This window comes from Bdellovibrio sp. ZAP7 (assembly GCF_006874645.1).
Classification (GTDB): domain Bacteria; phylum Bdellovibrionota; class Bdellovibrionia; order Bdellovibrionales; family Bdellovibrionaceae; genus Bdellovibrio.
In genome coordinates this window covers 278,262-291,444 of sequence record NZ_CP030082.1, presented here as the reverse complement: position 1 = coordinate 291,444, position 13,183 = coordinate 278,262, and the positions used below count along the sequence as shown (strand labels likewise).

At 45.8% G+C, this 13,183-nt stretch carries 14 protein-coding genes; 3 read left to right on the top strand and 11 right to left on the bottom strand.

What is annotated here, in order from left to right:
* Positions 1-25: 25 nt before the first annotated feature.
* From DOM22_RS01500 to DOM22_RS01490, 3 genes are all read right to left on the bottom strand, one after another.
* Entirely contained in the window at positions 26-880 is an 855-nt protein-coding gene (locus DOM22_RS01500) for a class I SAM-dependent methyltransferase (protein ID WP_142698694.1), read from the bottom strand.
* Between the two features lie 65 nt (positions 881-945).
* Positions 946-2,304 carry a beta-sandwich domain-containing protein gene (locus tag DOM22_RS01495; protein ID WP_246845798.1) on the bottom strand — a complete coding sequence of 453 codons (1,359 nt, stop codon included), beginning with the start codon at positions 2,302-2,304 and terminating at the stop codon, positions 946-948.
* Between the two features lie 32 nt (positions 2,305-2,336).
* Positions 2,337-3,935, bottom strand: a complete 1,599-nt coding sequence (locus DOM22_RS01490) for a murein L,D-transpeptidase (RefSeq protein WP_142698692.1) — start codon at positions 3,933-3,935, stop codon at positions 2,337-2,339.
* A gap of 191 nt (positions 3,936-4,126) precedes the next feature.
* On the opposite strand from DOM22_RS01490, the gene DOM22_RS01485 reads away from it, so the two are divergent.
* Positions 4,127-4,633, top strand: coding sequence for a pyridoxamine 5'-phosphate oxidase family protein (locus DOM22_RS01485; protein ID WP_142698691.1), 507 nt, complete (start codon positions 4,127-4,129; stop codon positions 4,631-4,633).
* A gap of 13 nt (positions 4,634-4,646) precedes the next feature.
* On the opposite strand, the gene DOM22_RS01480 is transcribed toward DOM22_RS01485, so the two are convergent.
* The 5 genes from DOM22_RS01480 to tpx form a co-directional block, all read right to left on the bottom strand.
* Positions 4,647-5,687, bottom strand: a complete 1,041-nt coding sequence (locus DOM22_RS01480) for an SAM-dependent methyltransferase (RefSeq protein WP_142698690.1) — start codon at positions 5,685-5,687, stop codon at positions 4,647-4,649.
* Positions 5,688-5,727: 40 nt separating this feature from the next.
* Positions 5,728-5,976, bottom strand: a complete 249-nt coding sequence (locus tag DOM22_RS01475) for a hypothetical protein (protein WP_142698689.1) — start codon at positions 5,974-5,976, stop codon at positions 5,728-5,730.
* Positions 5,977-6,124: 148 nt separating this feature from the next.
* Positions 6,125-7,849 (bottom strand): DEAD/DEAH box helicase, encoded by a 1,725-nt coding sequence (locus DOM22_RS01470; RefSeq protein WP_142698688.1) that lies wholly within the window; start codon positions 7,847-7,849, stop codon positions 6,125-6,127.
* 8 nt (positions 7,850-7,857) lie between these two features.
* The gene (locus DOM22_RS01465) at positions 7,858-9,135 is read right to left on the bottom strand and encodes a DEAD/DEAH box helicase (protein ID WP_142698687.1); all 1,278 of its coding nucleotides are present in this window, start codon (positions 9,133-9,135) and stop codon (positions 7,858-7,860) included.
* Between the two features lie 64 nt (positions 9,136-9,199).
* Positions 9,200-9,697: a thiol peroxidase gene (gene tpx / locus DOM22_RS01460; RefSeq protein WP_142698686.1), complete on the bottom strand. Its 498-nt coding sequence runs from the start codon at positions 9,695-9,697 to the stop codon at positions 9,200-9,202.
* A gap of 94 nt (positions 9,698-9,791) precedes the next feature.
* Between tpx and DOM22_RS01455 the strand changes: the two genes are divergently transcribed.
* Both DOM22_RS01455 and DOM22_RS01450 read left to right on the top strand, forming a co-directional pair.
* The gene (locus DOM22_RS01455) at positions 9,792-10,445 is read left to right on the top strand and encodes a hypothetical protein (RefSeq protein ID WP_142698685.1); all 654 of its coding nucleotides are present in this window, start codon (positions 9,792-9,794) and stop codon (positions 10,443-10,445) included.
* 15 nt (positions 10,446-10,460) lie between these two features.
* Complete coding sequence (locus DOM22_RS01450; protein ID WP_142698684.1) at positions 10,461-11,072, top strand: 16S rRNA (guanine(527)-N(7))-methyltransferase RsmG; 612 nt, start codon at positions 10,461-10,463, stop codon at positions 11,070-11,072.
* Here the strand turns inward: DOM22_RS01450 and DOM22_RS01445 are convergent.
* The 3 genes from DOM22_RS01445 to DOM22_RS01435 are packed head-to-tail and all read right to left on the bottom strand — an operon-like array spanning position 11,014 to position 13,169.
* On the bottom strand, positions 11,014-11,445 hold the full coding sequence (locus DOM22_RS01445) for a DUF1398 family protein (protein ID WP_142698683.1): 432 nt from the start codon (positions 11,443-11,445) through the stop codon (positions 11,014-11,016). The two genes, DOM22_RS01450 and DOM22_RS01445, sit on opposite strands and share 59 nt — an antisense overlap.
* Before the next feature lie 31 nt (positions 11,446-11,476).
* Positions 11,477-12,172 carry a hypothetical protein gene (locus DOM22_RS01440; RefSeq protein WP_142698682.1) on the bottom strand — a complete coding sequence of 232 codons (696 nt, stop codon included), beginning with the start codon at positions 12,170-12,172 and terminating at the stop codon, positions 11,477-11,479.
* Positions 12,173-12,188: 16 nt separating this feature from the next.
* Positions 12,189-13,169: an NAD(P)H-quinone oxidoreductase gene (locus DOM22_RS01435; RefSeq protein WP_142702056.1), complete on the bottom strand. Its 981-nt coding sequence runs from the start codon at positions 13,167-13,169 to the stop codon at positions 12,189-12,191.
* Positions 13,170-13,183 lie beyond the last annotated feature (14 nt).

Genomic DNA, 13,183 nt, shown 5'->3' with positions numbered 1-13,183 from the left:
TCCATCTTATCCATCGCGACCTCGTTTAAACCGTGGCAATTAAAAACTCTTCGCCCGGGGATGGCTCAAGTCCATCCGCACGGCCTTTAAAGTACTTTTCAATGACTTCTTCTCGGGACACATGTTTCGCAGTTTTAAAACCTGCTTCCAAAGCCAAGGCAACGGCCTCCGGTGGTTTAAAAAAGCTAATAAACGGCGTCCCCGCAGCTTTTGCAGCGGCATAGACTCTTTCGTGACCAGGGCGCTCTTCCGCTGGCAACATTTCTAACGGAAGCATAAAGGTCATCGCAAATGTCGTTCCCGGGGCCATCTTGGAAATTTCCGTCATGGTGGCTTTGTTGGTTTCACGGGTCAAATACATAGAGACACCCGTTGATGCGACCACTGCAGGCTTTTGATCATTGAAGCCGTGCTGAGAAAGTTTTTTTCTCCACGATTCACCCGACTCAAAGTCGACCGGAACCAAAACCAAATTTCCAGCGATGCCGAATCCAGTTTCTTCCAGACGTTCTCGTTTCCAGGCTTGAGTGTCAGGCTGATCGATTTCAAAAACTTTCACCTTTGCTGCTAAATCAGGACGGCGCTGAGCAAAGGTATCCACTCCCGCACCTAAGATGACGTATTGATCGACTCCATTTTTTATTTTTTCTTCAACGATATCTTCGAATAAACGAGCTCGACCTACAATCGAGGCACGATAACCACGGGTACCCATCGGATGCATGTCACCACGATTTTTCCAACCATCTTCCGGCGCGATCAACTTGAGACCGACCGTATCAGCCACCACGGAAGGAGCTGAATCAAGTTCAACGTGCAGCGCCCGCCAAAGCGCAACTCGAACAGCCGTATGATCAGGAATTACTTTCGTTTGAGACATACTTATAAAATAAAAAAGCTGCGGTCGTTTGGCAACCGCAGCTTCGGGGTGGTCTGGACAGACTCTTAACGGAAGAGACGATAGCCAAAGGTCTGTTCAGCCAGGATATTTAGATATCTGGCAGCAACAGCTTGTGGATACTCCCCGTTTGAGTTGTATTTTCCTTGGAACTCAACAATCAGTTGATAGCGTTGTTCCACGTCCATCATTTTTACTTCAACCTTCAAAGCATTTTCCGCAACCATGAATGCGTAAGCACTCATGCTTTTGCTTGTTTCTTTCAAAAACTCACCGTCTTTAGCCGAGATATAGTTTTTGTAGTGCTTGATGCCTTCATTATCAGCATCACGGAAAGACAGATTCGCGGCACCAATTTCTTTACGATATTGATCCGGAGCATAGTCACGAACTCTTGTCGTCAACTTCTCATATAATCCGCGAGCACGAGCGTCCGCCGGCATAGACTGAAGTTTCTTAGCAAAATCAGTTGAGATTTTGATCAATGTATCGCTTGAGAATTTGCGGCATGGCAGCTCATTTTGAATCGCAATCATCATTACATCGTTACCCGCTTGCAGCAAATCACGATATGCAGGCTCTGACACACCTCCAACGCGAACGTTATTGTATTGATCAGCAAAGAAGTTAATCAAAGTGATCAAATAGTTCAGTGTCGTATATGATCCACCAGATTTAATTGTAGAAACGAAGTCACGAACTTGCTCCTTCAATTGGTTGCCAGCAAACTTTTCCTGAACAGAACCTGGTGTGGCACTTTCAGCACGTCCCACCCACAATTGGACCGGATCCAATTTATCCTTTAACAACGAATCTAGGCTGCGTTTGCATGAAAATTCTGGAACTCGGTTCGCCAATGCCAACCGAGGAGCTTCCTTCGTGGAGTAGGCAATGATATCCACAGAAGATTCCCCGCCCATAGCCTCAGCCAAGATTTCAATTGCTACGATATTCGTCTGAACATTCAGGATCTCTGAGCTAACCGCACCGGAACCATCATCAATGTTAATTCCAGTAAGCAAGCGCAACGGAACGCGGTCGTTTTTATCCGTTACTAAACTAGCGGAATAGATTTTAGAGCGACCCAGTTTTGATTTTAGTTCGATACGAACCAATGGAATCGCTTTAACCAGCTCTAGTCTATAGACATCTCCGCCAGTTTGTCTGGTCACAGAATCAACTTTCCCCACACCTGAATACTGATTTTCAGTCGGCGGTTGAGTCGGCTGTGTTGGTGGAGCTGGTGGCTTAGGCAATTGCCCATTGCCCTTATCCGGCTTAGCTTTATCAGAAACGCTTTCTGAAGCTCCCGGCTTTGCAGGTGCCGCCGCCGCACGGTTAGTCGGAGCCGCACTCGCCATTTGAGCGCTGGCTAGAATTAAAAGTAACATCTTACCGTAATGCATTTGAAACCCCTTTTCATCCTTCAGTTTGATTTTTAATTTAAGCCCCAGTATTGACTGCTTTCTTCTCCGACAAAAAGCGGGGAAAGATACGTCTTGATCGCCGTATTCTGACCATAGATATCGTCGACAAAGCGCACGACTCCATCTGAGCTCATCATCGAAGTAAGATAGGCTGTGTACACTGGTGTTTGCTTAGCTTTTGGAACCGGAATCTCGGTGGACTTACTTAAAACTTCGCCTGGACGGGCCACCATCGATTCGATAGTTTTGCGATCCCAAGCCGTGTCTTCAAGTAAGTACTCTGCCAAATCAAATGGCTTTTCCAGGCGCATGCAACCACTGCTGAGCTGGCGCATTGGCACATCGAAAAGTTCCCGTTGATTGGTGTCATGAAGATAAATCAAGAATCCATTGGTTAAATCGAATTTCACAACACCCAGCGCATTCCCCAAGTGAGGCAGCTGACGGATACTGATATCATAACTTACGCGGCCTTCACTTAAAGCCATCCAATCAATAGATGTCGGATCAATACGACGTTTCCAGTCGCCTGACCATACTTCGTAGTGATGGGAATCAAAGTATTCACGAATCTGCGCTTTAGTTAGGACTTTCAAGTCGTTGACTTTGTCTTCACTAAAGATCGTGGGTGGCACTGTCCAATATGGATTCAAAATCACTTTAACGATCAAATCCCGCATTGTTGGCGATTTGCGCGACGGACGACCATTGACCGTTCTGAAACTCATCACGCGGTGATAATCTGGGTTCGACGTATCCATTAATATAAAATACGACATCGCAAGATTTACGAAGATATAGCGATCTTCAAAGTATTGTGGAAACCAGCGCATTTTTTCCATATCGACTTGCAACTGGCGTACGCGTTCCTGACAAGGAACACTTAAAAACTGCCACACTTTACCTTTTGGAGAAATTTCCCCGTCAGGCTTGATACGCAAATTCCACTGAATATCCGTGATAGCATTCAATAGATCGCCGTCGAAAACGTCATCGGAATTGGACATTTTATAGCCTAAAATAGCCAGACGCTTTTTGATTTGCGAGATCACCGGATTTTTTGAATACAGTCTAAGTGACGTATTCACAGGAACGATTTCCGACCAGGTTCCATCCGTACATGCTGGATAAATTTTTACGAATCCCTGACGTACAGATTGATAGGGAGCATTTTGTGGCGCGACCTCATCAACCAGGCTTTTTGCATCGTTGCCAGTGGCAAGAACGATCGCGCGAAGCTGTTTGGGACTTAGAAAATCTTTTTTTACAAACTTAACATCATAACCTACAAATTGCGGATTAACACTTCCACCATAAAGGTGATTCAGCATTCGTAGATACGCCTGGTTCGCCGCTGCGCGAACGTTTGCACCTTTGGAATACTTGGATTCCAGACTATCCGTCCAATAAAGTTTTGGATTCAGGCCATGCTTCCAGCTTTCTTTGATAGCTGCGCGCATATCTCCGATTGAAATATTTGAAACGACCGTCTCATAGTCAAGTGGCTCAGACGGCCTTGGCTTAGCACTCGTATGCAGTTGTGCCCACGCGAGGGCGGGTAACAGCAGCAACGCGACTACGATTCGGTTCACAAAACGAACGACTTCCATGTTGTTTCCCCTCAGTGAAGGACCTCAGACTAGGCGTCTCCATTTTGGAAGGGAAAATATTTTGGATTTACGTGCAAAATCACAATCGATCTTTGTCTGGGAAACAGGCAGCTGACATTCGTGTGTATAAAGTCACCTTGGTGAGGACACAAGTTTCGCGCGATAATCTTTAATGAAGACTAGGAGGCCTCATGGAAGATAACACAACAAACTCCATTCCAGAAATCAAGAAGCTAGGAGATTTAATCCAAGATATTAAAATAGCAATGCTCGTGACCGTTTCCGATGGCAACAGTTTGCATAGCGCGCCCTTGATGACTCAGGAAGTGGACTTCGACGGCAGTCTCTGGTTTATCATATCCAAAGCTTCGCAAAAGGCCTCTGACATTCATAATGAAAATCGCGTGAATGTTATTTACTCGGGACACAGCAAGTATGTTTCTGTCACGGGTGTGGCAGAGCTGGTCGACAACCAACCAGATAAAGTTCGCGAACTTTGGTCGAAAGCATACGAAGTATGGTTTCCGCAGGGACCTAATGATCCCAACATACAGCTTCTAAGAATTGATGTTGAAAAGGCGGAGTACTGGGAAGGGCATTCAAACCCCGTCGCTAAGATTCTGGAGTTTGTGAAACTGACCACTGGCTCCCGCCACATTAAAATGGGCAACCACGGCGAGCTGAACTTAAGACACTAAAATTTAATACTTCTTAAGCGGATCTTGTGCGGAATACGCACAGGTTTCCGCTGTCATATTGCTTTGGTTGAGACCAATTCTCTCGAGCCGCGACATCTAAGAGCCACTTTCTTGCATTCCCTTTAGTAACAATCACGATGGATCTTCTGCGACTGATTTCAATTAACTGATCCAAGACATATTTATAAGTCTCTTCACTAAAAGGATCATAGAGATAGTAAACCTCTGCCTCAGGAATCGAGAACTCTGCTAAAGACAAATCCTGAATTTCGAATTTAACGTGTTCATGCAGTTGAAAGCGTTCAGCCGTCTTTGCAGAAATATGAACCCGGTGGGGTACATATTCATATCCCACGAAGTTGATATCGGGTCTAAGCAGTCCCACAACCAAACCAACCCGGCCATAACCAGAACCCAAATCGACAAATCGCGCAGAGTCGCAAAGCTGCAGATGATTTAACGCCGTCAATACCGTGGAGTATCCCGATTGCACACCGACACCCGCACCCTCGTACAGGCGCTCCCCACCATCAATCGTCTCGATTTTCATTCCGGCATCAGCTTCGTAATTAAGTTCAAAAACTTCATCCAGACGGTCGAAAGTTCTATAGAGCGAAATCCCCGTCGGTTGCCAGCTTTCTTCTTCCGCGAACAAAGCCGACATCTGAAGCAAAGAAGAACGGGAAAACTCGCGCTGCTCAGGGGCGGGCCGAGTTCGAATATACTCAATCAGCGCAACTTCCAAGCAATGCAGATGTTCTTTTAATTCTTTAAAGCCCTTAAGTTCGATTTCTTCCAGGTAAGCCCGGAAAAAACTTATGCGCGCGAGTTCTTTTCCAAATAGAGATTCCAAGAAGATCGGAAGAATCGGAGCCGCGCCATTCTGTTTACGATAGAGCCAATGAGATTCCGTGATAAAAGGAATGGCCGTTTGAGTGAAGGCCGCAAGTACATAGATTTCCGCCAAATGCTGAGTGTTCAGCAACTGGAGATCAGAAAATAAAGAAGGACCTCTTCTTAGGAGGTCCCCAAAGGCCTTTTGAGCTTGGGTCATCTCAAAAAGGCTACCAGTCTAGCTATCGTCTTACTAGTTGTTATTTTTGTTCACCATCACAAATAGCTACATTTGTAACAACCTGACGACCCGGAGTTTCTCTAATGTGTTGAGAAGCGATACAAGGATTAGAATTCGAGCAAGTTCTTTCAATCGCACCCGTTTTAGAGTTTACGATATTGTTGCCTTCGCAATGAGATGCATTATTAATAAAAACATTATTATCATTAATTCCAGAAGCGAGTGCGGAAGTAGAAACTAGCATAAGAGCAGCGATCATCATTTTCATAAGAAACCTCTTTCAGAAAGAAAATTGAAGGACTGAGGAGAAATACCTCCGGCAAGGGGGTTTGCGCAAGGGAACAGCCGAAAATGCCACCTTCATTTGGCAAAGTTCCTTGATCGTCAAAAGTTTAGACAGGACAAATGGGTACTTTTTACTCGAATATCTTCTCGCGAATAGCCCAAAAGCTCTTTTGTTTTCGGGCTATTACAAACATAGGAGAGCGGAACTGATCTTTAAGTTTGATAGCCTCATCCGCGGACTTGATGAAGATCTTTTTGCCCGGCATGCGCTGGTGCATACGGGTGAAGTTAAAATAAAACGCACGACTGTCAGATGCAGAATTCAGATAGAAATATTCGGTCAAAGCCTTGGCATCGACATCATAGTATTTAACTTCCAAACGCTCGTTGCCCTTTTTATCATATCCTTTCGCGTAGGTAACTGAGTCTACGCGAAGCACGTGGGCATCTTTTAATGCCATCGCCTCTTTAAGCTTTTTATCGTTATCAACTAAAACAGCCTGACAACCTTCGCAGCTTCGAGCCGCGATATCATTTTCATGACCACAATCAGGGCAGCGTTTAAAACGGAACCGAAATCCACAGGCCTCGATCTCGCCGCTGATGGGATCTTGAAAGGCCCCCTTGCAGCGACGGCCAAAGTGCTCTTCCACTTCGCCTTCGGAATTCTTGATACCCCAGAAATTATTAACTGTTCCACACTCAGGACACGGGACTTCCACCATCACGGAACCTGAAGTCGGTTTGTCGTCGTCAATTTCAGGTGCAAACAGGTCATGGTTCTGACCCGTATAATCCAATACCAGACAATCAGATTTTCCCGGACTTAGTCGCAGCCCACGCCCAATAATCTGCTGATACAAACTCACAGATTCCGTGGGTCTTAAGACCGCAATAACATCCACGTGAGGCGCATCGAACCCCGTCGTTAAAACCGAGACATTGACCAGGTATTTAAGTTTGCGTTCTTTAAATTCCGCGATAATTTCGTCACGCTCTTGAATTTCCGTGTCTCCCACCACTAAAGCCGAAACATATGGGGGCAGGCTTTTCATAATTTCCACGGCGTGATTGACCGAGCTGGTGAAAATCATCACACCATGTCGGTCCATAGACATATCCACGATGTTTTTAATAATCAATGGGGTGATCCGCTTTTGATCTTTCAATAAAGCTTCAATCTGAGCGGTAAGGTAACTAGTTCCATGCAGTTTCAAACTGGAAAAGTCATAGCAAGCCACCGGAGAATCAATTTTCAAAGGTGGTGTCAGATATTTATTTTTAATCATGTATCCAATTGAGAGCTCATAGATACATTTTTTAAAAAAGCGATCTTCTGTGGTTTGTTGCACCTTTTTCGTCACATGATACTGATAAATCCAGCCAAGTCCCATACGATAAGGTGTCGCTGTCAAACCCAGGACACAAATTTCAGGATTTAGTTTTTGCAGCTTTGAAACGACCTGGAAATACTGAGTCTCGCCCTCCATCGAAACACGATGGCATTCGTCGATAACAACCAAAGAAAAATCCTGAAAGAAATCTTCCTCGGCACGAGCAATAGACTGAATACTTCCAAAAATAACTTTCTGGGAAGAATCCTTGCGGTCCAATCCGGCAGAGAAAATTCCCGCTTCCAGACCAAAGGAAATATATTTTGCGTGATTTTGCTCAACGAGTTCTTTGACGTGAGCCATGACCAGAACGCGGCCGCGGGCAAGGCGTGCGAGCTCGGCAATAACCAAACTTTTACCGGCACCCGTCGGCAGCACAATCACCGCTGGTGATTTTTCTTTGCGAAAGTGCTGAAGGGTCGCTTGGACCGCTTCCTGTTGGTACGGGCGCAGCAGATACATGAGAGCGATTATCTACGCTTTTTGAAAGGATTTACAGAAGATTTTCCGGAACCCTTTTTCGGCGGCGGTGCGCCTTTACCAGCTGACCTTTTAGATACAGGTCGCGCATCAGACTTTTTAGCAAACTTTTTAGAGCGATCAATAAACTTAAATGAAGGATCCAATTGTTCTTCTTTGGCACCTTGAAGGTAGCCCTTCACTTTATTATACATACGGTGATCCGAAGGCGTCACGAATGTGATGGCCTCACCATTGCGGCCGGCACGCGCTGTGCGCCCGATGCGGTGTAAGAAATCTTCAGCCTGAAATGGTAAATCAAAGTTTACGACGTGATCAACATGAGGCACATCCAATCCGCGGGCCAAAAGATCTGTCGCCACCATGATACGTATTTCACCTTCACGGAATGCACGCACCACACGATTACGTTGACCCTGTGAAAGTCCCCCGTGAATCAAATCCGTATCAAAGCCATAAGACTTCAAATACTCACCGACATTTTCACAGCTTTCCTGACTGCCCGTAAATACAATTACTCCCCCGCGAGTTGCATTCAACTCATCCAGCAGGCGATCGTTTTTCATAGCGCGATCCAGGAACAGAACCTTTTGTTTCAAACTTTCGACCGGAGCCTCCGCTTGTTCAGAGCGAATCATCACGGCTTTAGGATGTAAGAAAAGCTGAGCGATCATGTCCACGTTATGACCAAAGCTTGCAGAGAACATCAAAGTTTGACGGTTCCCACGCAATGTCAGTTGAATATTTTTAAGCTGCGGAGCAAATCCCATATCCAGCATGCGATCCGCTTCGTCGATCACCACATACTCGACATCCTTCAAAAGAAGTTTATTTGTTTGCAAGTGATCATTCATGCGGCCCGGTGTTGCGATAATGATTTTAGGATTTTTCTTAAGCTGATTGGCTTGCTTGGAACCCGTGGTTCCACCAATAGCCAGGCAAACTGAAATTGGCATTTCTTTGCAAAGATCCAAGAACACTTTGTAGATTTGTTGTGCCATCTCACGGCTGGGAGCCAGGATTAGCGCTCTGGAATTCGGTTTATTCGCAAGCCCCGTCAATACTGACAGTGCGTACGCCAAGGTCTTACCACTTCCCGTCTGTGCAATTCCGATCAGGTCAGAACCATTCATCACCACTGGAATAGCTTGGGATTGAATTGGGGTGGGTTTTTTGATGGACATTTTCTCGAGTGCCGCGAAAAGCACCGGAGACAGATTCATATCTTGAAAGGAGTTCTGACGAAGAGAAGACGTTTGGAATTTCATAGACCCGAAGGTCTATCACAGGCGGCCTCAATCTGCACCGAGGCCGCTGCTTTTATAAAAAATACTAGCGAAGAGAAGACAAAGCTGCGTCGTAGTTCGGCTCGTGAGCAATCTCAGAAACCTGTTCCGCATGCAAAACCTTGTTATCTTCAGACAAAGTGATCACAACTCGTGAAAGAAGACCTTTCAGAGGAGAATCCGTGATATCCAAGCCCCAGTCCTTACCAAATGTGCTGCGGAAAGCAGATAGTGATTCAGAGTTTTTGATGCCTTCGATACCGCAAAAACGAGTTTGTGCGAATGGCAGGTCCATAGAGATGTTCAATACAACTGTGTTAGCAAGCTTGGTTGCGTCCTGATTAAAGTGACGTACAGAAGTTGCGCAAGTTGCAGTATCAATGCTTGGGAAGATATTAAGAACTTTCTTTTTACCAGCATAGTCCGCAAGACTTACTTCAGAAAGATCGTTACGAACCAATTTAAAATCTTTAGCTACAGATCCTTTAGCAGGAATCTGACCGGATGTTTGAACTGGGTTGCCTTTAAGTGTGATAGACGCCATGGAATACTCCTTTGATCATCTGGGTTTACTTCTTTCCGGAAGGCCCGTCACGTCTTGACTTCAAGGGCCGTGAGATCCTAGTCTGCGCTTAAGTATGAAGAAGATATTCACCATCCTAGGCCTGGTTTTCATCATCATTACCTTTTGCATGATCTATTTGGTCCGCAAAGGAGTCAGCCTTCGTTCGGAGCCCCTGATCCGCCCGACTGTTATCAGCGCCGATCAACGTAATATCGCCAGCCACACGGTCTTGCGAATTTTTCCAGATCTTCAACAGAACCATTATGTGATTTGGGGCGTGTTGCCAGAAACACCCGATACCCAACTGCTGATGACCCATTTCATGGAAGAGTACTACAAAAAGCTGCAGATCCCCGTTCACATCATCCAAAACGGGTTGGAAGCCTCAACAGAGGAAATCCAGAATTGCCCAAAACCGTGCTGGATTAAAATGCCTCATGACCAGGCCAATGAATTATCGGCCAACAAGTTTATCAGCAGCAAGATTGAGCCGACCCAAAAAGCTCATATCACGATCACAACCATGCCCTTTAATGGGGACGAAGTCGTACCCGAATACTGCGACCAACAACAACGCCTGACCCTGGATTGCGTGACCCCGGTTTCAGTCCGCGAGATTCACAGAAAGATGAAGGATCCCAAGCAGTTGTATTTTTTCCTACGAAAGTACAACGATCGTGATTTCTTTCTATTCGTGCAAAAGGAACTACCAAAAAACAGCCCATAAGGTATAAGGGGGCCCATGTCATTTGAGCAACGCATCCCCACGATTTTGGATTTAGGTTTCCGTAAAGAGGCCCTTGATAAGCTGAAAAGTTATATCGATCTTCTTTGGAGTTCCAACGAGGAGCTGAACCTTATCAGCCGCAAAATGACTTTTGATGAACTGCTGGATAACCACGTCGTTGATTGCTTGCTGCCGCTTAAATACTTTCCAAAGAACATCAAGGTCGCAGCCGACTTTGGTTCCGGCGGTGGTTTGCCTGGCGTTATTTACGCTATTCAATTTCCGGAAGTTCAATTTCACTTGTACGAAAAAAGCGTTCTTAAACAAAACTTTTTGAACAATTGCAAAAAGATCGCACCGAATCTTCACGTACACGGAGAAATCCCTAAGGACCTTGGGGCCGTCGATGTAGTCACAGCACGCGGTTTTAAACCGGTTGATGTGATCTTGGATGTCAGCCGCACTTATTACGCAAAAAAAGGAAAGTACTTCCTTTTGAAAGCGCGTAAAGAAAAGATCGATGAAGAGCTATTGTTAGCTCGCAAAAAATTTAAAGATCTGGTTGTGACTATTGAACCGCTGAAGTCCCCAGTGCTGGACGTCGAGCGCCACCTGGTTTTAATTTAAGATTCTCATAGCAACAATCACCGTTTTTTCCAAAATAGATTACTTTATTTCCGGAAAGATGAATTGTGTAACTCACAACTCCGCTGCTCATCAGTGCCGAGACGAAATCTTTAAAACTTAGGCGATCCAATTGGTTATCCAGAATGGCTTGGCGTACCCCACCATCATCAAATTTTTCTGCAATATCGGATTTTATATCAAGAGTATCCGAATAGACCTCGCCATCATCAGCAACAAAAATCAATCGGCCTTCCAAAAGATCCACACGGCAATAGTCGACCAGGGTTTGTTCCAGTGAGGCAATGAATTCAGAAAAACTCAAAGCTCCCGTTGGAGAAATAAAATCTGTTTCCTGTTGTTTTTGGGATTCCATCGATGCCCTCCCCAACACTCATTTTCAGAAGTTAAGCACGGTACAACAAGGCCTTTGTCAAAATCACATGACCCGCGATTCCGCCTCCCACGCAGACAGGCATCACTAAGAAGTAGGGAATATGATACAGGAGTAAAAGCCGAGGCTCGATCTGCCAGGCAAATGGCAAGGGTGACGACATCACTCCGACATAGACGGCATTCACAGCCAAAGCAAATCCGACGATATTAAATACCCACGCAAGGCATCTGTGACTATTCGCAAAGGGAGCAATCATCAGCGCCATTATTCCCGCCACAATATCAAAATTATATCCCGTCCAAGTCATGGTGGCTGGCATAGTTCCCTGCTCGGCCCACTGATGAAAAATTATTTCCAAGGGCAGACGAAAGCCGTGAAACAAAACCAAGGCAGATAATGAAAGGCTCAAGGCCAGGCGATTTCCATAGCGTGATAAAGCAAGGCCAATCGACAACAATAACACAAGAATGAAATATGCCAGAGCCACGGGATAAGGACGAAACTGAAAGATTTTGGTGTACGTTAGAAATGTACCGAATGCGAGCCACAACAAAGTAAGCAACGTAACTTTGATAACTTCGCGGTTTACGGAAAACTCCAACCGCTCACTGGCCACGCCAACAGCACCGATAAACATAATACAAACGCCAATAACCACCGCCATGAAAAGCAGGACAGATAAACCTCCGGCGGGCGAGAAGACCATTAAGACCTCCGATAAGTTAATTGACGTTCAATACGATTTTTCCAGTATGCGCACTGGATTCCATCAGTTCATGAGCTTCACGGGCTTGTTCAAGTTTAAACTCTCTGAAAATAACGGGCTTTAGTCGTCCTTTATTTAATAACGGCCACACATGATCTTCTAAACTTTTGGCAATTCGGGCTTTTTCTTCCACCGAGCGAGGGCGCAAAGTGGATCCTGTGATCACCAACCTTTTCGCCATCATTTTTCTTAAGTCAAAAGTTGCCGTCGCACCTTGCAAGGTCGCGATTTGCACCAGACGCCCCAGCGGGGACAGGCACTCGATATTGCGAGGAAAATACTCCCCGCCCACCATATCTAAAATAACGTCGACGCCTTTGCCACCGGTCGCTTCTTTAACGACGGCGACAAAGTCTTCTTTTTTGTATTGAATGACTTTTTCTGCGCCTAAATCCTGGCAAGGTTTTACAGCGGATTCTTTTCCCACCGTCGTGAAAACTCGGGCTCCCATTTGATGCGCTAATTGAATAGCCGTAGTTCCAATACCACCGGAACCACCATGAACCAGAATCGTCTCGCCCTTTTTCAACTGACCACTTTCAAATACGTTGGTCCACACTGTGAAAAAAGTTTCTGGCAAAGCTGCTGCATGGGTGAAATCTAAATCATAAGGAATAGGCAAACACTGTCCCGCCGGGGCAACCACATATTCTGCGTAGCCTCCACCGGAAACCAAAGCACAGACCGGATCACCTTTGCTCCAGCGGGTGACCTTGGGACCGACTTCCACAATTTCACCAGCCACTTCCAAGCCCAAAAGATCCGAAGCCCCCGGTGGAGGTGGGTACGTTCCCTGGCGCTGGGCACAGTCAGGTCGGTTCACTCCCGCCGCTTTTACTTTTATCAGAACTTCATTATCAGCGGGTTTAGGAACCGGGCGATCGGCAACTGCCAGTACCTCGGGGCCGCCGGGCCGAGTGATTTCAATAACCTTCATCATGCACCTCAGTC

What these genes read in the sequence shown, in the direction of transcription:
- DOM22_RS01475 (WP_142698689.1), bottom strand. Translation starts at nt 5,976, where the DNA reads ATGAAAATGATGATCGCTGCTCTTATGCTAGTTTCTACTTCCGCACTC.
- tpx (WP_142698686.1), bottom strand. Translation starts at nt 9,697, where the DNA reads ATGGCGTCTATCACACTTAAAGGCAACCCAGTTCAAACATCCGGTCAG.
- DOM22_RS01465 (WP_142698687.1), bottom strand. Translation starts at nt 9,135, where the DNA reads ATGAAATTCCAAACGTCTTCTCTTCGTCAGAACTCCTTTCAAGATATG.
- DOM22_RS01490 (WP_142698692.1), bottom strand. Translation starts at nt 3,935, where the DNA reads ATGGAAGTCGTTCGTTTTGTGAACCGAATCGTAGTCGCGTTGCTGCTG.
- DOM22_RS01470 (WP_142698688.1), bottom strand. Translation starts at nt 7,849, where the DNA reads ATGTATCTGCTGCGCCCGTACCAACAGGAAGCGGTCCAAGCGACCCTT.
- DOM22_RS01455 (WP_142698685.1), top strand. Translation starts at nt 9,792, where the DNA reads ATGAAGAAGATATTCACCATCCTAGGCCTGGTTTTCATCATCATTACC.
- DOM22_RS01440 (WP_142698682.1), bottom strand. Translation starts at nt 12,172, where the DNA reads ATGGTCTTCTCGCCCGCCGGAGGTTTATCTGTCCTGCTTTTCATGGCG.
- DOM22_RS01495 (WP_246845798.1), bottom strand. Translation starts at nt 2,304, where the DNA reads ATGCATTACGGTAAGATGTTACTTTTAATTCTAGCCAGCGCTCAAATG.
- DOM22_RS01500 (WP_142698694.1), bottom strand. Translation starts at nt 880, where the DNA reads ATGTCTCAAACGAAAGTAATTCCTGATCATACGGCTGTTCGAGTTGCG.
- DOM22_RS01485 (WP_142698691.1), top strand. Translation starts at nt 4,127, where the DNA reads ATGGAAGATAACACAACAAACTCCATTCCAGAAATCAAGAAGCTAGGA.
- DOM22_RS01445 (WP_142698683.1), bottom strand. Translation starts at nt 11,445, where the DNA reads ATGGAATCCCAAAAACAACAGGAAACAGATTTTATTTCTCCAACGGGA.
- DOM22_RS01450 (WP_142698684.1), top strand. Translation starts at nt 10,461, where the DNA reads ATGTCATTTGAGCAACGCATCCCCACGATTTTGGATTTAGGTTTCCGT.
- DOM22_RS01435 (WP_142702056.1), bottom strand. Translation starts at nt 13,169, where the DNA reads ATGAAGGTTATTGAAATCACTCGGCCCGGCGGCCCCGAGGTACTGGCA.
- DOM22_RS01480 (WP_142698690.1), bottom strand. Translation starts at nt 5,687, where the DNA reads ATGACCCAAGCTCAAAAGGCCTTTGGGGACCTCCTAAGAAGAGGTCCT.